Origin of the sequence: Nocardia sp. NPDC051052 (genome assembly GCF_044456045.1) — a bacterium.
Taxonomy (GTDB): Bacteria; Actinomycetota; Actinomycetes; order Mycobacteriales; family Mycobacteriaceae; genus Nocardia.
This window is the reverse complement of the sequence record NZ_JBITFL010000004.1, coordinates 561518-579239: the sequence shown is the minus strand read 5'-3', so window position 1 is coordinate 579239 and position 17722 is coordinate 561518. Positions and strand designations below refer to the sequence as shown.

General features: G+C 67.9%; 19 protein-coding genes. 8 read left to right on the top strand and 11 right to left on the bottom strand.

The window, feature by feature from the left end; genetic code table 11:
* Positions 1–220 precede the first annotated feature (220 nt).
* A complete protein-coding gene (gene rpsO, locus ACIBCN_RS16670; RefSeq protein ID WP_396992406.1) occupies positions 221–490 on the bottom strand; it encodes a 30S ribosomal protein S15 in 270 nt (89 codons plus the stop codon).
* Positions 491–639: 149 nt separating this feature from the next.
* Positions 640–1611, bottom strand: a complete 972-nt coding sequence (locus ACIBCN_RS16665) for a bifunctional riboflavin kinase/FAD synthetase (RefSeq protein ID WP_396992405.1) — start codon at positions 1609–1611, stop codon at positions 640–642.
* 236 nt (positions 1612–1847) lie between these two features.
* Between ACIBCN_RS16665 and ACIBCN_RS16660 the strand changes: the two genes are divergently transcribed.
* A complete protein-coding gene (locus tag ACIBCN_RS16660) occupies positions 1848–2516 on the top strand; it encodes a metal-dependent transcriptional regulator (protein WP_396992595.1) in 669 nt (222 codons plus the stop codon).
* Between the two features lie 7 nt (positions 2517–2523).
* Here the strand turns inward: ACIBCN_RS16660 and ACIBCN_RS16655 are convergent, their stop codons facing one another.
* Positions 2524–3609 carry a tartrate dehydrogenase gene (locus ACIBCN_RS16655; RefSeq protein ID WP_396992404.1) on the bottom strand — a complete coding sequence of 362 codons (1086 nt, stop codon included), beginning with the start codon at positions 3607–3609 and terminating at the stop codon, positions 2524–2526.
* Positions 3606–5075, bottom strand: a complete 1470-nt coding sequence (locus ACIBCN_RS16650; protein WP_396992403.1) for an NAD-dependent succinate-semialdehyde dehydrogenase — start codon at positions 5073–5075, stop codon at positions 3606–3608. Before ACIBCN_RS16650 ends, ACIBCN_RS16655 begins: the two co-directional genes overlap by 4 nt.
* Before the next feature lie 142 nt (positions 5076–5217).
* Here ACIBCN_RS16650 and ACIBCN_RS16645 point away from each other — a divergent pair, with 142 nt between their 5' ends.
* Together ACIBCN_RS16645 and ACIBCN_RS16640 are read left to right on the top strand one after the other, a co-directional pair.
* Positions 5218–6459, top strand: a complete 1242-nt coding sequence (locus tag ACIBCN_RS16645) for an aspartate aminotransferase family protein (RefSeq protein ID WP_396992402.1) — start codon at positions 5218–5220, stop codon at positions 6457–6459.
* 78 nt (positions 6460–6537) lie between these two features.
* Positions 6538–7035, top strand: coding sequence for a DUF3830 family protein (locus ACIBCN_RS16640; protein ID WP_396992401.1), 498 nt, complete (start codon positions 6538–6540; stop codon positions 7033–7035).
* Positions 7036–7135: 100 nt separating this feature from the next.
* Here ACIBCN_RS16640 and ACIBCN_RS16635 read toward each other — a convergent pair whose 3' ends face one another.
* The gene (locus tag ACIBCN_RS16635; RefSeq protein WP_396992594.1) at positions 7136–8521 is read right to left on the bottom strand and encodes an amidase; all 1386 of its coding nucleotides are present in this window, start codon (positions 8519–8521) and stop codon (positions 7136–7138) included.
* Positions 8522–8625: 104 nt separating this feature from the next.
* On the bottom strand, positions 8626–9591 hold the full coding sequence (locus ACIBCN_RS16630) for a D-2-hydroxyacid dehydrogenase (RefSeq protein WP_396992400.1): 966 nt from the start codon (positions 9589–9591) through the stop codon (positions 8626–8628).
* An 86-nt stretch (positions 9592–9677) separates the two neighbouring features.
* On the opposite strand from ACIBCN_RS16630, the gene ACIBCN_RS16625 reads away from it, so the two are divergent.
* Genes ACIBCN_RS16625 through ACIBCN_RS16615 form a run of 3 tightly spaced genes read left to right on the top strand, consistent with a single transcriptional unit; the run spans position 9678 to position 11831 of the window.
* On the top strand, positions 9678–10418 hold the full coding sequence (locus ACIBCN_RS16625; RefSeq protein WP_396992399.1) for an Asp/Glu/hydantoin racemase: 741 nt from the start codon (positions 9678–9680) through the stop codon (positions 10416–10418).
* A 14-nt stretch (positions 10419–10432) separates the two neighbouring features.
* Complete coding sequence (locus tag ACIBCN_RS16620; RefSeq protein WP_396992398.1) at positions 10433–11164, top strand: maleate cis-trans isomerase; 732 nt, start codon at positions 10433–10435, stop codon at positions 11162–11164.
* Entirely contained in the window at positions 11151–11831 is a 681-nt protein-coding gene (locus ACIBCN_RS16615; RefSeq protein WP_396992397.1) for a GntR family transcriptional regulator, read from the top strand. Before ACIBCN_RS16620 ends, ACIBCN_RS16615 begins: the two co-directional genes overlap by 14 nt.
* 225 nt (positions 11832–12056) lie before the next feature.
* On the opposite strand, the gene ACIBCN_RS16610 is transcribed toward ACIBCN_RS16615, so the two are convergent.
* Both ACIBCN_RS16610 and ACIBCN_RS16605 read right to left on the bottom strand, forming a co-directional pair.
* Entirely contained in the window at positions 12057–12479 is a 423-nt protein-coding gene (locus ACIBCN_RS16610; protein WP_396992396.1) for an EF-hand domain-containing protein, read from the bottom strand.
* 492 nt (positions 12480–12971) lie between these two features.
* The gene (locus ACIBCN_RS16605) at positions 12972–13391 is read right to left on the bottom strand and encodes a DUF4345 domain-containing protein (RefSeq protein WP_396992395.1); all 420 of its coding nucleotides are present in this window, start codon (positions 13389–13391) and stop codon (positions 12972–12974) included.
* A 141-nt stretch (positions 13392–13532) separates the two neighbouring features.
* Here ACIBCN_RS16605 and ACIBCN_RS16600 point away from each other — a divergent pair, with 141 nt between their 5' ends.
* Positions 13533–14144 carry a TetR/AcrR family transcriptional regulator gene (locus tag ACIBCN_RS16600; protein WP_396992394.1) on the top strand — a complete coding sequence of 204 codons (612 nt, stop codon included), beginning with the start codon at positions 13533–13535 and terminating at the stop codon, positions 14142–14144.
* Positions 14145–14325: 181 nt separating this feature from the next.
* Here ACIBCN_RS16600 and truB read toward each other — a convergent pair whose 3' ends face one another.
* From truB to ACIBCN_RS16585, 3 genes are all read right to left on the bottom strand, one after another.
* Positions 14326–15231, bottom strand: coding sequence for a tRNA pseudouridine(55) synthase TruB (gene truB, locus ACIBCN_RS16595; RefSeq protein ID WP_396992393.1), 906 nt, complete (start codon positions 15229–15231; stop codon positions 14326–14328).
* On the bottom strand, positions 15231–15899 hold the full coding sequence (npt, locus tag ACIBCN_RS16590) for a 4'-phosphopantetheinyl transferase Npt (RefSeq protein WP_396992392.1): 669 nt from the start codon (positions 15897–15899) through the stop codon (positions 15231–15233). Before npt ends, truB begins: the two co-directional genes overlap by 1 nt.
* 227 nt (positions 15900–16126) lie before the next feature.
* Entirely contained in the window at positions 16127–17086 is a 960-nt protein-coding gene (locus ACIBCN_RS16585) for a metallophosphoesterase family protein (RefSeq protein ID WP_396992390.1), read from the bottom strand.
* A 225-nt stretch (positions 17087–17311) separates the two neighbouring features.
* On the opposite strand from ACIBCN_RS16585, the gene ACIBCN_RS16580 reads away from it, so the two are divergent.
* Positions 17312–17719: a hypothetical protein gene (locus ACIBCN_RS16580; protein WP_396992389.1), complete on the top strand. Its 408-nt coding sequence runs from the start codon at positions 17312–17314 to the stop codon at positions 17717–17719.
* The last annotated feature ends 3 nt before the right edge of the window (positions 17720–17722 follow it).

The following is a 17722-nucleotide window of genomic DNA, read 5'->3' as shown; positions in this document are numbered from 1 at the left end:
CGGTCATCGATCGAAGCCCGCCGGCGGTGTTTGCCCTGCCGGGAGGCCACTACCGAAGACCGACGCCACGCGGGCGGGTGCTTACGGCTGTGCACTGTCGTCGTATTTCCGGGCTCGCTCGAAGGCGGCGGCCCGCATACACGAATAGCCAACGGGGAGATTGTACGTCTCCCCGTTGGCCGGGTCTGCGGCTACCTCGGGTAGCCGGCGTGTGGAGCTATCAGCGGCGCAGGCCGAGACGCTCGATCAGCGAACGGTAGCGGTGGATGTCGTTGGCGGCCAGGTACTTCGACAGCCGACGACGGCGACCGATCAGCGCGAGCAGGCCGTGCCGGGTGTGGTGATCGTGCTTGTGCACCTTCAGGTGCTCGGTGAGGTCGGAGATACGCTTGGACAGCAGCGCGATCTGGGCCTCCGGCGAGCCGGTGTCCTTCTCGTGCAGGCCGTATTCCTTGAGAATCGTCGACTTCTGCTCAGTGGTCAGAGCCATGCGGCATCCACTCCCTATTTCAGTCCCGCGCTCGAGTGTCCGGTTACCCGGGTCGGGTGCCACCGCGGACCGCAGCAAACCCGAGGATCCACCTTACCGGATCGAATCCGGCAGACCGAATCGGCCGGGGGTTTATCCCCTGGCGCGGATTATCGGTCGTCGACGGCGGCGAGGATCTTGCGCGCGTTGTCCACGTCGCGGCCCATGTGTTCGATGAGCTCGTCGATCGAGTCGAACTTGCGCTGACCGCGGACGTGGTCGACGAAATCGACCGCGACGTGCTGGCCATAGAGGTCGGCCTCGCCGTCGAGCACGTAGGCCTCGACGGTGCGGGCGCGGCCGGAGAAGGTGGGGTTGGTGCCGACCGAGATGGCGGCCATCGCCCGCTCGCCCGGCGTGACGGTGCCGATGGTCGGGCCGGGGCCGAGCACGGTGAACCAGCCCGCGTACACGCCGTCGGCCGGGATCGCGGCGTGCATCGGCGGCGCGACGTTCGCGGTCGGGAAGCCGAGCTGGCGGCCGCGGCCGTCACCGTGCACCACCACGCCCTCGACCCGGTGCGGGCGGCCGAGCGCCTCGGCCGCGGCGGCCATGTCGCCCGCGTCGACGCAGGCGCGAATGTAGGTGGAGGAGAAGGTGACCGCGTGTTCGCCGAGCAGCTTCACGCCGTCGACCTCGAAGCCCCAGCGCCCACCGAGCTCGCGCATGGTGTCGATGGTGCCGGCGGCCTTCTTCCCGAAGGTGAAATTGTCGCCGACCACGACCTCGACCACATGCAGCCGCTCGACCAGCAGGTCGTGCACGTAGCGCGCCGGGGTCAGCTTCATGAAGGCCTGTGTGAAAGGCATCACGCAGAACACGTCGATGCCGAGTTCCTCGGCCAATTCCGCCCGCCGGGTCAGCGTGGTGAGCTGCGCCGGATGCGAGCCGGGCCGCACCACTTCCATCGGGTGCGGATCGAAGGTCATCAGTACCGCGGGAACCCCGCGCGCGGCTGCCGATTTCACCGCTCTGCTGATCAGCTGCGCGTGACCGCGGTGCACACCGTCGAACACCCCGATCGTGAGTACGCATCGGCCCCAGTCCGCGGGAACGTCGTCCAGCCCTCGCCATCTCTGCACAGTCGGCAGCTTATATCGCGCGGCTGAACGGGGTTCGACCGAAGCCCGCGATGTCACACGACGCATCCGGTGTTGTGTACGGGTAGTGAATCCCTGATTCCACTGTGCGGCGAGCTGTGTCATTCGGCAGCCATGTGCCTAAGCTCGAGTATGTGCCCGGTAAACGAGACATCGCCACCCGCCGTGAGCTAGCCGCTACCGCCGCGCCGAAACCAGCCACCGGCGGCACCGCGACGATCGCGCCGGTGCTCTCCTCGGTCGCCCAGGACTATCTCAAGGTGATCTGGACCGCACAGGAGTGGTCGCAGGACAAGGTGTCGACCAAGCTGCTCGCCGAGCGCATCGGGGTGTCCGCGTCCACCGTCTCCGAGGCCGTGCGCAAGCTCGCCGATCAAGGACTGGTCGAGCACGCCCGCTACGGTTCGATCACCCTCACCGAGGGCGGGCGCCTGGCCGCGATCGCGATGGTGCGCAGGCATCGGCTGATCGAGACGTTCTTGGTCAACGAGCTCGGCTACGGCTGGGACGAGGTGCACGACGAGGCCGAGGTGCTCGAGCACGCGGTCTCCGAACTGCTGATGGCGCGGATCGACGCGAAACTCGGCTACCCCGACCGTGATCCGCACGGCGACCCGATCCCGTCGGTCGACGGTGCCGTGCCGACGCCGCCTGCCCGTCAGCTCAGTGACTTCCGGGCGGGCGAGTCCGGTCGGGTGGCGCGCATCTCCGACTCGGATCCCGACATGCTGCGCTACTTCGACTCCGTCGGCATCGCGCTGGACACCGCCATCACCGTGGTGGAACGCCGAGACTTCGCCGGCACCATCGCGATTCGCATCGGCACCGGCGAAACCCCTACCGATCTGGGCAGTCCTGCGGCGGAAGCCATCTGGCTCACCACCTGACCTTCGCTCAGCCCGATTCGGCGCCTACCGCGTCGACCAATTCGGCGGCGCGACTTGCGATGGCCGTGGCCAATTCCGTAGTTGTCGCGGTGCCACCCAGGTCCGGAGTGCGGACCTGGCCCGCGCCGAGTACGTCACAGGCGGCCCGGTCCACCGCCGCGGCCGCGGCGTGTTCGCCGAGATGGTCGAGCAGCATCGCGCCCGCGAGAATCTGCGCGACCGGATCGGCGATGCCCTGCCCGGCGATATCGGGCGCGCTGCCGTGCACCGCCTCGAACATCGACGGGCACGCACCCTCGGGATTGATGTTGCCCGACGGTGCCAGTCCGAGCCCACCGGTCACCGCGGCGGCCAGATCGGACAGGATGTCGCCGAACAGGTTCGAGCCGACGATCACATCCAGGCGGTCCGGGTGCAGCACGATCTCGGCGGCCAGCGCGTCGACATGCATCTGCCGGGTCGCCACGTCGGGGTATTCGACGGCGATCTGCTCGAACACGCTGTCCCAGTACGGCATCGAGTGGATGAGGCCGTTCGACTTGGTGGCCGAGCACAAGCGGCCGCCGCGTTCGCGGGCCCGCTCGAAGGCGTACCGGATGATCCGTTCGCAGCCGACCCGGGTGAAAACCGACTCCTGCAGCACGAATTCGTCGTACCGGCCCGGATTGTGCTTACCGCCGATCTCGGAGTATTCGCCCTCGGAGTTCTCCCGCACGATGAGAATGTCCAGGTCCGCGGCGGTCCGGTCGCGCAACGCCGACTCGGTGCCTGGCAGCAACCGGACCGGACGCAGGTTGACGTACTGACTGAACGCGCGCCGCAACGGAATCAGCAGCCCCCACAGCGAAACATGGTCCGGCACACCGGGAAACCCGACGGCACCGAGCAGGATCGCGTCGAACCCGGCCAGCAGTTCCGGCCCATCCGGCGGCATCATCTGGCCGGTGCGCAGGTAATTCGCGCAGGACCAATCGAATTCGGTCCACTCGATCCCGGGCAGCACGGTGTCGAGCACCGCGACGGCGGCCGCGGTCACGTCGACGCCGATGCCGTCGCCGGGGATGGTCGCGATGCGGTAGCGGCAGTCGTTCACAGGCGCACTCCGATGTATTTGGTCTCGAGGAATTCGTCGATGCCGACCGAACCGCCTTCGCGGCCCAGCCCGGATTCTTTGACGCCGCCGAAGGGCGCGGCGGGGTTGGACACGACGCCCTGGTTGAGGCCGACCATGCCGGTCTCCAAGGCCTCACAGACGCGCAACCCGCGGCGGAGGTGCTCGGTGAAGACGTAGCCGACCAACCCGTACGGGGTGTTGTTGGCGCGCGCGACGACCTCGTCCTCGGTGTCGAAGACGGCGATCGACGCGACCGGCCCGAAGATCTCGGTGTGGCACATCGCCGCGTCGTCGGGCACCCCGGTCAGCACGGTCGCGAGATAGAAGTTGCCAGGCCCGTCGATCGCGGCACCGCCGGTCAGCACCCGCGCGCCGCGGCGGCACGCGTCGGCGACCAGCTCACTCACCTTGGTCACCGCCGCCGCGTCGATGAGCGGACCGACGACAACCCCGGGCTCGGTGCCCCGGCCCATCGGCAACGCGGCCATCCGAGTGGCGAGTCGTGCCGAGAACTCGTCGATGATGCCGCGCTGCACGAAGATTCGGTTCGCGGCGGTGCACGCCTGCCCGATATTGCGCATCTTCGCCGCGAGCGCGCCTTCGACGGCCTCGTCCAGGTCCGCGTCGTCGAACACGATGAACGCCGCGTTGCCGCCCAGCTCCATCGAGGTGCGCATGACCGTCCGCGCGCACTGTTCGAGCAGCCGCTTGCCGACCGCGGTCGAGCCGGTGAACGACAGCTTGCGCGAGCGGCTGTCCAGGATGAGCGGCGTCATCAGCGCGCCGGGGTCGGCGGTGGTGAGCACGTTGACGACCCCGCGCGGCACGCCGACTCGATCGAGCAGGTCCGCGAGCGCGAGCATCGACAAGGGTGTCTGCTCAGCGGGTTTCACCACGCAGGTGCAGCCGGCGGCCAGCGCGGGCGCGATCTTGCGGGCGCCCATCGCCATCGGGAAATTCCACGGCGTGATCAGCAGGCTCGGGCCCACCGGCTGCTTGGTCACCAGGAACCGCGCGCCGCCGGTGGGTGCGGGCAGGTAGCCGCCGTCGAGGCGGACGGCTTCCTCCGCGAACCAGCGGAAAAACTCTGCCGCATAGGCGATTTCGCCGCGCGCCTCGGCCAGTGGCTTGCCCATCTCGAGCGTCATGATCAGCGCGAGGCGGTCGGTGTCGCCGAGTAACGCGTGGTGTGCGCGCATGAGGACATCGGCGCGCTGCCGAGGCGGTGTCGCCGCCCACGCCGATTGAGCCGCGGCTGCGGCGGCCAACGCGTCGAGTCCGTCCTGCGGGCCGGCGTCGGCGACCGCGCACAGCGGCTGGCCGGTGGCCGGATCGAGGACGGGTAGCTCGGCGGTCGTCTCGCACCACTGGCCGTCGATATACAAACCCGTTGGCACAGTGTCGATTACGGCCCGCTCCGCGGCGGACAAGGTCTCGGTGAGCATCGGCGCCGGACTCCTTTCGCTACCGGGCGCGGCCGCAGGCTATTGCTGCGGCCGCTGTCGCCATGTTATGCATATTGTCAACAATCCGACAATAGACAATCTGCGGATGTTGAGCGCACCACTTCCCGGGAGGCGGATCACCATGACCGAACTTTCGCCCGTTCTGCGGCAGGCCACCCCGGTGACCGTCGACCACGGGTCAGGCTGCTACCTCTACGGCACCGACGGGCGCCGCTATCTCGACTTCACCGCGGGCATCGGCGTCACCAGCACCGGGCACTGCCATCCGCAGGTGGTCGCGGCGGCCCAGGCCCAGGTAGCCAGCCTGATCCACGGCCAATACACCACCGTCATGCACCGGCCGATGCTGCGGCTCATCGAACGCCTCGGCACGGTGCTGCCGGACGGCTTGGACACGCTGTTCTTCGCCAACTCCGGCAGCGAGGCGATCGAGGCGGCGCTGCGACTGGCCCGCCAGGCGACCGGACGGCCGAACGTGGTGGTCTTCCACGGCGGCTTCCACGGCCGCACCGTCGCGGCGGCGACCATGACGACCTCGGGCACCCGATTCTCGGCCGGGTTCAGTCCACTCATGTCCGGCGTGCACGTGGCGCCCTTCCCGACCGCGTACCGCTACGGCTGGACCGAGGCGGAGGCCACCGCGTTCGCGCTGCGCGAGCTCGACTACCTGTTCGCGACCATCACCTCGCCCGCGGAAACCGCCGCGTTCGTGGTCGAGCCGATGCTCGGCGAAGGTGGCTACATTCCGGGCAATACGGAGTTCTTCCGCGGGCTGCGGGAACGGGCCGACCGGCACGGCATCCTGCTCGTCATCGACGAGATCCAGACCGGCTTCGGGCGCACCGGAAAGTTCTTCGGACATCAGCACTTCGGGGTACGGCCCGACATCATCACCATCGCGAAGGGACTCGCCAGCGGGTTCCCGCTGTCCGGCATCGCGGCCTCGCGCGAGCTGATGGCCAAGGCGTGGCCCGGCTCGCAGGGCGGCACCTATGGCGGCAATGCCGTGGCCTGCGCCGCGGCCGTGGCGACCCTCGAGGTGATCGAAGCCGAGCACCTGGTGGACAACGCGGCGGCACGCGGCGCGCAGCTGTTGACCGGACTGCGGACCAGCGCCACCAAGGCGATCGGCGACGTGCGCGGCCTCGGACTGCTGGCCGGTGCCGAATTCACTACCGCGACAGGCGAACCCGACACCGAGACGGCCAGTGCCGCGCAACGCCTCGCGGTCGAGAAGGGGTTGCTGCTGCTCACCTGCGGCGCGCACATGAACGTGGTGCGGATGATCCCGCCGCTGATCGTGACCGATACTCAGATCGAGGACGCGCTCGCGATCTGGACCGAAGTACTGGCCGAGCTCTAGACACAGCGGCCGCGCTCAGCCGACTGGCCGCACCGCTCGACCCGAACGCCCCGACCGACGACCAGAAAGCAGAATCCGATGGCCCGCTATATCACCATCACCCTGACCAAGGCCGCCGTCACCTGCCGCGCCCGGCTCCTCGACGCGGAGGCCCCGCACACCTGCGCCGCGGTGTGGGACGCGCTGCCGCAGGAAGGAGACGCGTTCCACGCCAAGTACGCCCGCAACGAGGTGTACACGCTGGTCCCCCGCATCGCCGCGGCCCCGCACCGGGAGAACCCGACCGTCACCCCCATCCCCGGCGACGTCTGCCTGTTCGATTTCGAAGCCTGGGAAATCGGCAACCCCGCCTACGGCTACGAACCCGGCTCGACCGCCCACCACGACCAAGGCGCCACCGACCTCGCAATCTTCTACGGCCGCAACAACTTACTCATCAACGGCGACATGGGCTGGGTCCCCGGCAACGTATTCGCCACAATCGAGGACGGCCTGGCCGACATAGCCGCCGCCTGCAACGACCTCTGGCTACACGGAGTCTCCGGCGAAACCCTCTCCTTCGCCCGCACCCCATAGCTCCTAGTTGAGGTGAGTCAAAAGGTCGCTGCCAAAGATCAACAAGCGACCTTTTGACCAACCTCGGCTGTCGAAACCTCTAGTGCCGCAGCGGCGGTGGTCAGGGGGCGAGGATGCGTTCGGCGTAGCGGGCTACGGCCATGACCAGGTCGTCGGAGTGGCGGGGGCCGATGATTTGCATGCCGACGGGGAGGCCGTTTTTTGTGATGCCGGCGGGGATGCTGATGGCCGGTTGCTGAGTCATGTTGAAGGGGTAGGTGAATGGGGTCCACTGGGGCCAGGTTGTCAGGCCGCTGCCCGGCGGGACGTTGTGACCCGCTTCGAAGGCGGTGATCGGCATTGTCGGGGTGATCAGTACGTCGTAGGCGGTGTGGAAGGCGCCCATGGTGATGCCGATTTCGGCGGCTACGTTGCGGGCGGCGAGATAGTCGACAGCTTTGACTTCGTCGCCCTGTGCCCAGACCTCGCGCAGTGCCGGATCGACCCGGTCGCGCGAACCCTCGGGGAACTTCGACAGCATGGTGGCGGCGCCCGCCGCCCACAGCAGTTCGAATGCCTCGCGGGGATCGGCGAAGCCGGGATCGCTTGCGACAACCCTTAATTCGGCGTCGGCGAGCTTCTGTACCGCCGCGTCGACCAGTTCGGCGACCTCGGGGTCGACCGTCGCGTAGCCGAGCGTCGGCGAATAGGCGACGGTGAGGCCGCGGACATCGCGAACGACCTGCCCGCGGAAGGTCGTCAGGGTTGGCGCGAGGCTCGTCGGGTCGCGTGGATCGGGCAGCGACAGGATGTCCATCAGCAGCGCGGCGTCCTCGACGGTCCGCGTCATCGGCCCCGCGTGCGCGAGCGGACCGAACGGGCTTGCCGGATACAACGGGATCCGGCCGTGTGTCGGCTTGAAGCCGACGATGCCGCAGAACGCCGCCGGAATGCGAATGCTGCCACCGCCATCGGTGCCCACCGAGACCGGTCCCATACCGCCGGCGACGGCGGCGGCACTACCACCGGACGAACCGCCCGCGGTCGTCCTCGGGTCGACGGGATTGCGGGTGACACCGGTCAACGGGCTGTCCGTCACCGCCTTCCAGGCGATCTCCGGCGTCGTCGTCTTGCCGAGGAACACCATGCCGTCCTCGCGCAGCCGAGCCGCGACCGGACTGTCCACTGTCCACGGTCCGGCCGGGTCCACCGAGGTGGATCCACGCTTGGTCGGCCAGCCCTCGGTGAGGAAGATGTCCTTGATCGAGATCGGGACGCCGTCGAGCAGCCCGCGGGCATGCCCCGAGTGCCATCGCCCCTCGGAATCCTTGGCCTGCACCAACGCCCGATCGGGGTCGACCAGGCAGTACGCGTTCACGTCCGGATCGCGGGTGGCGATGGCGTCGAGCACGGCCTCGGTCGCCTCGACCGGGGAGAGCGCGCCCGCCGCGTACGCCGAGACCAGCTGGACGGCGGTCATCGCCGCCGGGTCGGTCGGAGTATTGATGTCGGGGTAGCTCATGGCTGCGCCTCGCTCGCGCTCGGCTCCGCCATACCTACGGCGCGCTGGCACATGATTCGCTCACTACGTTCGCTCATGTATGGGCTCCTTCAGCCGGGCACGTACCCCAGCTCCTTGTCGACCACGTTCTGCAGTGGCCGGCCGGCGATCCAGTTGTCGAAGTTCTCGGCGAACGCGGTGACGATATCGGTCCGCCAGCCGATGAAATCGCCCGAATTGTGCGGTGTGATCGACACGTTCGGCAGATCCCACAGCGGGTGGTCGGGCGGCAGCGGCTCGGGGTCGACCACATCGAGCGCCGCCCCCGCAATCGATCCGGCGCCGAGTGCGGCGACCAGATCTTCGGTAACTACGAGTTCCCCGCGGCCCACGTTGACAAACCTCGCGTGTGGTTTCATCGCGGCGAATTCTCTGGCGCCGAACATCTTCCGGGTCTGCGGCGTCAGCGGGGCGATCGCCACCACATAGTCGGCCACCGGTAGCTCGGCGTAGAGGTCGGTGCCAACCGTGCCGAAATCTGGGTCGTCCGAGCGCATTCGGCGGCCGACCGCGCGAATGTTCATCCCGGCCGCGCGCAGCAATCGCGCGATGGCCCGGCCGATCGAGCCGGTGCCGACGATGAGGACCGTGCTGCCCGCGACCCGTTCGTTCTCGCGATGCTCCCACTCGTGGCGCAGCTGCCTGCGCATCGATCGGGGCAGGTCCTTGGCGAAACCGAGGATCTGCCCGAGCACGTATTCCGCGATGGCCGTGTCGAACAGACCGCGCGTATTGGTGACGACGACGTCGCTGGCCCGCAGTTCGGGGAACATCGCCGGGTCCACCCCGGTCGATCCCATGTGCAACCAGCGCAGCCGGTCGGCCGATGGCCACGCGCCGGGGATCGCGCGGGTCAGGAAGTCGTAGACGAACAGCACGTCGGCACCGCGCAGCGCCACCGCGAGACCGGATGCCTCGGTGTAGCGCACAGTCGCCCGAGCTGACACGGCGGCCATCAGTTCCGCCTCGGGCACGCGGTCACTGTGCAGGACGGTGACAATGGGGCCCGTTTCCACATTGACACAGTAAGATCGCATCGTATGATTGTCAACAATCCGACTCTGCTCGGAGGTCAACGCAGCTGAGTGCGAGAGGGGCCGGAGTGGAACTCAGCTTTCCGGATATCGAGGGCCCCGTCGCCCAACGGGGCATCGGCATCATCGCTCCGTTCGACCTCGCGCTCGAACGTGAGCTCTGGCGCTGGGCACCGATGGAGGTCAGCCTGCACCTGGCCCGAACGCCCTACGAGCCGGTTCCGGTCTCCCTGGCGATGGCCGAACTGGTATCGAACCCAGCGCATTTGACCACCGCGACCCGCGATGTGCTACACGTGGAACCGGAAGTCGTTGCCTACCTGTGCACTTCGGGCAGCTTCATCAAGGGCCTGGAGTACGAGCGGTCGCTGCGCGAAACCATCTGCGCGGCAGGCGCGTTGGACGCGGTTACCACCTCGGGGGCGCTGATCGAGGCGATCCGCCATCTCGACATCAGCCGGGTCTCGGTGCTCACCCCGTACGACGAGATCCTGACCAACAAGCTGCACGACTTCCTCGGCGAAGCGGGCTGCCGCGTCATCCGTTCCGACCATCTCGGCTTGGGCGGTGGCATCTGGAAAGTCAACTACCGCACCATCGCCGAACGCATCGTCGGTGCCGATGATCCGGCCGCCCAGGCCATCTTCGTCAGCTGTACCAACCTGCCAACCTACGACGTCATCGAGCCACTGGAACAAGCACTCGGCAAACCCGTGCTCACCGCGAACCAGCTCACCATGTGGGCCTGCCTCGGCCGGATGAAGCTGCCGATGATGGGTCCGGGCAAATGGCTACTGAACGTCTTCTGATCGGGAGAACAGACATGCGGACACCCACCATCGGTTTCATCTACCCGGATCACGCGGCCGAGGACGACTACCCGCTGGCCGCCGCCGCGCTCGGCGCGGGCCTGCCGGTAGCGCATATCTACGGCACCGACTTGCACGCCATCCCCGAACTGCTGGATCTGGGCAGCCCGGACAAGCTGCGGCACGGGGCCGAACTACTCGCCCCGCACGCGCCGGAAGCAGTCGTATGGGCCTGTACCTCAGGCAGTTTCGTCTACGGACCGCGCGGTGCCCGTGATCAGGTCGACGCGCTGGCCGCGGCCGCCGGGGTGCCGGCGACCAGCACCAGCCTCGCCTTCGTCGACGCGGTGCGCGCACTCGGTGTGCACCGTGTCGCCATCGCGGCCAGCTACCCGGACGACGTCGCGGCGCTGTTCGTCGAATTCCTCGCCGACGCCGGGATCCAGGTGGTCTCCATGCGCAGCGCCGGAATCGACACCGCCGCCGAGGTCGGCACCTTGGACGCGGACCAGGTACGGCAGCTCGCGGTGGCCAACGATCATCCCGACGCCGAGGCGCTGCTCATCCCCGATACCGCCATGCATACTCTTGCCGTGCTGCCGGAACTCGAAGCCGCCCTCGGCAAGCCCGTACTCACCGCCAACCAGGTCACCATCTGGGCGGGGCTTCGGCTGGCCGGCGCCGCCGTGACCTGCCCGGCCCTCGGCACCCTGTTCACAGAAAGGCACGCGCATGCCGCTCGTTGAGATCGAGCCGGTCAGCAGACAGTCCACGGCGGAGGTGATCGCCGATCGGCTCCGCGAGGCGATCATGCGCGGCAGTTTCGCACCGGGCGACCAACTCGGCGAGGCCGACCTCGCGGCCCGCTTCGACGTGTCGCGCGGGCCGGTACGCGAAGCGATGCAGCGACTCGTCTCCGAGGGGCTGCTGCACAGCATTCGCCATCGCGGCATCTTCGTCATCGACCTGACCATCGACGACGTCGTCGACATCTACCAGGCCAGGACCGCCATCGAAGGTGGTGCGCTGGAACTGATCCTGGACGGCCGCCGCGATATCGCCTACGCGGCGCTCGGCGACAGCGTCACCCAGATGTGCGCGGCCGCCGAAATAGGCGACGCCGCCGCCCTTTCCGACGCCGACCAGGCCTTCCATGTGGCCCTGGTAGACAGCGCAGGCAGTCCCCGGCTGGCCCGCGCCGCCCGGACCCTGCTGATCGAGACCCGAATGTGCTTGGGCGCCTTGCAGACAACAAATCCGGACTTGACCGAACAGGCCCGCGAGCACGTCCACCTGCGCACCGCCATCGGCACCGGCCCCGCCTCCCGAGCCAGAAAGCTGCTGATCGACCACATGCAGGATGCGGTCCGAGCCATCGCCGCCGACAGGAACTCGGTACCAGCCGAAGCCTGACCCCGCGAACGGGGCCGGACGGCACGATTATCAGCGTGTCGCCGCCACCACATCCCGCTCGGCGAAACTCCTGGCAGCCAAGCGATCCCAGGGTGGCGCTGGCTACCGCTGCGAACGGGATATGAGGGCGGGCGGATCGGCGTGTTGCCGCCATCATGTCCCGGTCGGCGAATCGCTACCGGTCGGCTGGCGGGGCGATCAGGGTGGCGGCGCGGTCGGTGGCGGTCAGTGGGAGAGGAAGTTGAGGAGGGTGCGGAATTCGGGGAGGGAGAGGTAGCCGTCGTTGTCCTGGTCGGCGGCGGTTAGGAGGTCGGCGGCGGGCTCGTCGATGCGGCCCTCGCCGACGTGGCGGATGAGGGATTCGAGTTCCTCGACCGAGATGCGGCCGTCTTGATTGGTGTCGAAGACCTTGAACGCGGCGTCGGCGTCGGTCACCTCGATGCGACCGCCCACCAGCGCGGCATCGAATTCGGCTCGGGAGACCAGGAAGTCGCCGTCGGTGTCGGCGGCGGCGACCATCCGCTGCACGGCATCGTCGTCGACCGCGAGGCCGAGCGACCGGATACCCGCGGTGATGTCGGCGACCGAGACGAGCCCATCGCCGTCCCGATCCCACAGCTCGAACATATCGATCGGTCGTTCACCCATTGCCCACTGCCTCCCACTGTCGCACCGTCGAGCGGCCAGTGCACACTGTACGGATTCCCTTGCCGGAGAGCAGCTCAGACCAGATTCACCGACCGCGACACAGTCGCGGTTCACTGCGGCCAAGTCCTCGTTCGGCGCAGTCGTCCTGCCTGCCACGCCTGGCAGACGGCTCCGCACGCGCCCGCGTCAACCGAAGGTGGTGCCTGCCACCGCAGATTGTAGCGGCGAGCTTTCGTCGGCAATGGCGAGCCAGAAACAGACCGGCGGCAGGACTACCTCAATGCCAAGTCCTCGTTCGGCGCACTCGTCAGATAGACGGCTCAGCACACGCCCACGTCAGCTGAACGCCGGGGCGCTGCCTGCCATAGGAGTTGTAGCGGTGCGCTTTTCGTCGGCGGTGGCAAGCCAAAAGTAGACCGACGGCGGGACTACCCCAATACCAAGCCCTCGTTCGGCGCACTCGTCAGATAGACGGCTCAGCACGCGCCCGCGTCAGCTGAACGCCGGGGCGCTGCCTGCCATTGGGGTTGTGGCGGTGCGCTTTTCGTCGGCGGTGGCGAGCCAGAGGTAGATCGGTGGGAGGGCGACCTCGATGGCGGTGAGGGCGATCTGGAACCAGTGCGGCCAGCCGTAGACGGCGACGGAGATGAAGCGGCCGACGGCGCCGAGCAGGAAGATGCTCGCGAGCCAGCGGATGACGGTGGCCGGGATCGGGGTCTGGCGCGCGGCCCAGATCCAGACGACGCCGTAACCGAGGAAGATCGCGCCGAAGAACCTGGTCTGACTGTCGGCGGTGGCGCCGTCGTCACCCATGTCGGGGATGCCGTCGATGCCTGCCGCCAGGTGGAAGATGCCGATCGCGACGCAGGCGACACCCATCGTCATCGAAAGCCATTTGAGTGCGGTTGCCATGCTGCCCTCCACGGACGTGCGACGAATCCTGCTGACGGACAGCGGATTACCACTCTCAGCACCGGCCGCGCGCAAGTTGACGTTTGTCTACTACCAGACCCTACGACCCTAAGTAGACAGACGTCAACTAGAGTTTTCGACATGAGCACTCGCCGCCGCCTGTCCCCCGACAAGCGCCGTCAGGTGCTGCTGGCAGCGGGCGCGCGACTGTTCGCCGAGCGCGCCTACGACGCGGTTCTGATGGAGGACGTCGCGGCGACCGCCGGGGTCTCCCGGGCCTTGCTCTACCGCCATTTCCCGAGCAAGCGCGACCTCTTCGCCGGGGTCTACGAGCAGGCCGCGGACCAACTACTGGTCGCCACGCCCCTCGACAACGGGGGGCCGCTCGCCGAGCAACTCGCCGCCGGACTGAACACCCACTTCGACTACTTCGAGGCCAACGCCAACAGCGTGCTCGCGGCGAATCGCGTCCTCGCGGGCGATCCCACCATCCAAACCATCATCGCGGGCGAACTCGGCGAACTGCGCCGTCGGCTCCTCGACGCCATCGGCGTCGAAGGAGCCACCCGAACCCAGGTGTCCTCCGTGCTGCTGAGCTGGCTCACCTTCGTCCGGGTACTGACGGTCGAATGGTTGGAGAATCGCCATTTCACCCGCGCCGAACTGCTCGAAATCAGCGTCAACTCACTCCTCGGCGCCCTGCAGCCGATCCTTGGACCCGATCTCCACGCAGCCGTGGCGAAGCAGTCATGATCGGCTTCCAAAACCTCGCTGGGCAACGGCCTGCACACGGTCATCACGCACGCTGCCGCCCTGTCGAGGTAACGATAGCTCGGGCGCGGCCGTGCCCGCATCGCCCGGTCGAGACCAGAGTCCGCCTGCGTCTTCGAGCACGCCGCCTACGCGAGCAGGCCGACGGGCACCTGCCGCAGGGCTACAGATTGGACGGGCGGACGACCATTACGGACGCCGCGCGCTTGCCGCTCTCCTGGAGCAGGGCGATCGCCCGACCTTCCTGATCGATCGCGGCGTAGATGCCGGGGAGGCCGATGGGGTCCAGCCAGCGGCCGTTGCGGAGGTCGTTGGTTTGGGCGTCGTCGATCTCCCTGTGCGGGAACGCGGTTCGCACCGCCTCGTCCATGTCGAGGCTGAGCATGGCGGCCTCCGATTCGGCGGCTGTCGCCAAATCGGCCAGGGTGCGGGCGTGTTCGAGGGTGAAAGGGCCAACCCTGGTGCGGCGCAGGGCCGTTAGGTGGCCGCCGACGCCGAGTGCGGCGCCGAGGTCACGGGCCAGGGCGCGCACATAGGTGCCGGAGGTGCATTCGACGATCACGTCGAGGTCGACGAACGCGCCGTCCTCGACGTCGCGGCGGGCGAGGATGTCGAAGCGGGACACGGTGACCGGGCGGGCCGCCAGCTGCACTTCTTCGCCCGCGCGGTGCCGGGCGTAGGCGCGTTCGCCGTTCACCTTGATAGCGCTCACGGTGGCGGGCACCTGTTCGATGTCGCCGGTGAGTTTCGCCGTGTGCGTGGCGATTTCGTCATCGGCGAGATGCAGCGCCGGAGCGGTCGAGAGCACCTCGCCCTCGGCGTCGTCGGTGGTGGTGGCCTGGCCGAGGCGGATGGTCGCGGTGTACGCCTTGGTGGTCAGCGTGAGCAGGCCGAGCAGTTTGGTAGCCCGTTCCACGCCGAGCACGAGCACGCCGGTCGCCATCGGGTCGAGCGTGCCCGCGTGCCCAACCTTCTTGGTGTGCAACAGCTTCCGGCATTTCGCGACGACGTCGTGGCTGGTCATGCCGCTGTCCTTGTCGACGATCAGCAGCCCGCCGAGACCGTCCATCAGGCGTGCACGATCGCGGTGAGGATGAACCCGTCGGCGATCAGCCACCGGCCGTCGAACGAAATCAACGGCACCCCACCATCGTTGGTTTGTCCCGGCACCAGCAGCTCGCTGTGGAAGGTGCCGTGGCCGGAATCCTCGGAGCTGTCCTGGATCTCGAAGGTGATGTGCGCGTCCTCGAAACCGAGCCAGCGATCGGTCAGCGGCCACCACGCCTTGAACGTCGCTTCCTTGGCGCAGAACAGCAGCCGGTCCAGGTTCAGCCCGGAATAGGTGGTATTCAACCACTCTCGCTCCGGCGGCAAACTCACCGAATCCAGCACGCCCTCCGGCAGCGCCGCGTGCGGCTCGGCGTCGATGCCGATCGACCGGAAGCGCATCTTGTGCGCCAGCGCGGCGGCCCGATACCCGTCGCAGTGCGTCATGCTGCCGACGATCCCGCGCGGCCAGATCGGCGCGCCCCGCTCCCCCTTGCCGATGGCCACCGGCGGTTCGCCGAGCTCGGCCAGCGCCAGCCGCGCACAATGCCTGGCCCCGATGAAGTCCCGGCGCCGCTTCTCCACCGCCTTCGCGATGAGATGCTCCTCCGCCGGATGCGCCTTCAGGTCCTCCGGATACTCCAGCAGCTCAGCCGACGCGACACCCGCGGGCAAAATGTTCTCGATCAACTCGTCCGCCTCCTCGAAACTTCAGGCCGGACTCGTGAGCCACCCACGTACGAATGGCGTCCGGCGGTCAACGAGTGGCTGAGTGTGCCCGCACCCGACGAGTTACCCATGTACCCACCAAATCAGTAGTCGCGTTGGTAATCAAATTGTCGTGCGGGAGCTGGCAACCGGTCACGCGGCGAGCCGCCCGCACTCACCCGGTCGACCAGCTTCGCGACTGCCGGCGGTCACACCCCGCGGCGACGCTCGGCTTTGGCGCGCATCTCCGCGGCGGCGGCTTCCATCTCCGGGGTGACCTTGAAGTGTCCGCCCCACTCGTTCAGCGAGCCCGGCGGATATTCCGGGGCGGGGAGGATCTGGCGGAGCAGGCGTTCGGGGAGGCCTCGGCGCTGCCATTCGCGGGGGTAGCCGAGGGACACCTCCTCGAAGCGGACGCCGTCGTAGTGCGAGGTGCGCGGGATGTGCAGGTGGCCGTAGACCGAGCAGAGCACGTTGTAGCGGGTGTGCCAGTCGGCGGTCAGTTCGGTGCCGCACCAGAGCGCGAACTCGGGGTAGAACAGCACGTCGGTCGGCTGGCGGACCATCGGGAAGTGATTGATCAGCACCAGCGGCGTGCCTTCGGGCAACGCGTCCAGCTTGCGCTTGGTGACCTGCACGCGGGCATGGCACCACGCGTCACGGGTGAGGTAGGGGTCGGCGGAGAGCAGGTATTCGTCGGTGGCCACCACGTTGCGGTCCCGCGCGATGGCGAGCCCCTCCGCCTTGGTGGTGGCGCCCTTCGGCAGGAACGAGTAGTCGTACAGGAGGAACAGCGGGGCCACCGTCACCGCGCCGCCGTGCTGCTCGGCGCCGGCACCCTCCCACACCGGGAACGGATCCTCCGGGGTCAGCACGTCCAGATCCCGGCAGATCGACACGAGGTAGTCGTAGCGTGCGACGCCGGTCATCTGCACCGGGTCCTTCGCCGTCGTCCACAGCTCGTGGTTGCCGGGCACCCAGATCACCTTGGCGAAGCGGCGACGCAACAGCTCGAGCGCCCACCGGATGTCGTCGGTTTTCTCCCCCACGTCCCCGGCCACGATCAGCCAGTCCTCCGGCGAGTCGGCATGAATCTGCTCGACCACCGGCCGATTCCCCTGGTGCCCGACGTGAATGTCGCTCACCGCCATCAACTTGGGTATCACCATATCTACCTTGGCACACCCGCCCCGTTCTTCGCCTGCCACCCCGCCGCGCGTCCCCGGCCGGGTGGCTCGCGACGCGAGCGGTGCGCCATGCGGGATGGACCGTCGAGAGCCCGGTCAAACCGAAATGAGGCATTTGTCTCGGAACCCGCTACCTCGCGGATATCGACCCACCACCCGGTAGGTTGTCCGAACATGATCGCACGCAACACTTTCCGAGGGATTGTCGTGGCATCATCGGCCGCGGCAGCCATTGTCCTCGCCGTTCCCGGCCTGGCCGGAGCGACCATTACGCCACCGAGCAGCGCGAAGTTGGAACTCGCCGGCGAAACCGTCGCCGCGACGCTGAGCCAGATCAGCACCGACGTAGCCGACGGCACGGTCCAGTGCACGCTGCTGATCGACGGCGATCCGCGGCAGAACGCGCTGTCCGAGCGCAAGCCCGCGCCGTCAGACTTCACGCTGACCCGCCCGCTGGCCGCGGGCGAGCATCTGGCCCTCACCTACTGCGCCGACTTCCCGGCCGATAGCGATACGCCGAACTCCTACCCGACCCTGGCCTGCGCCAAAATAACGGTGCCCGCCGCGACAGTCGAAGCATTGCCCAACGACCAGTGCTTCCTCACCAACAGCTGACCC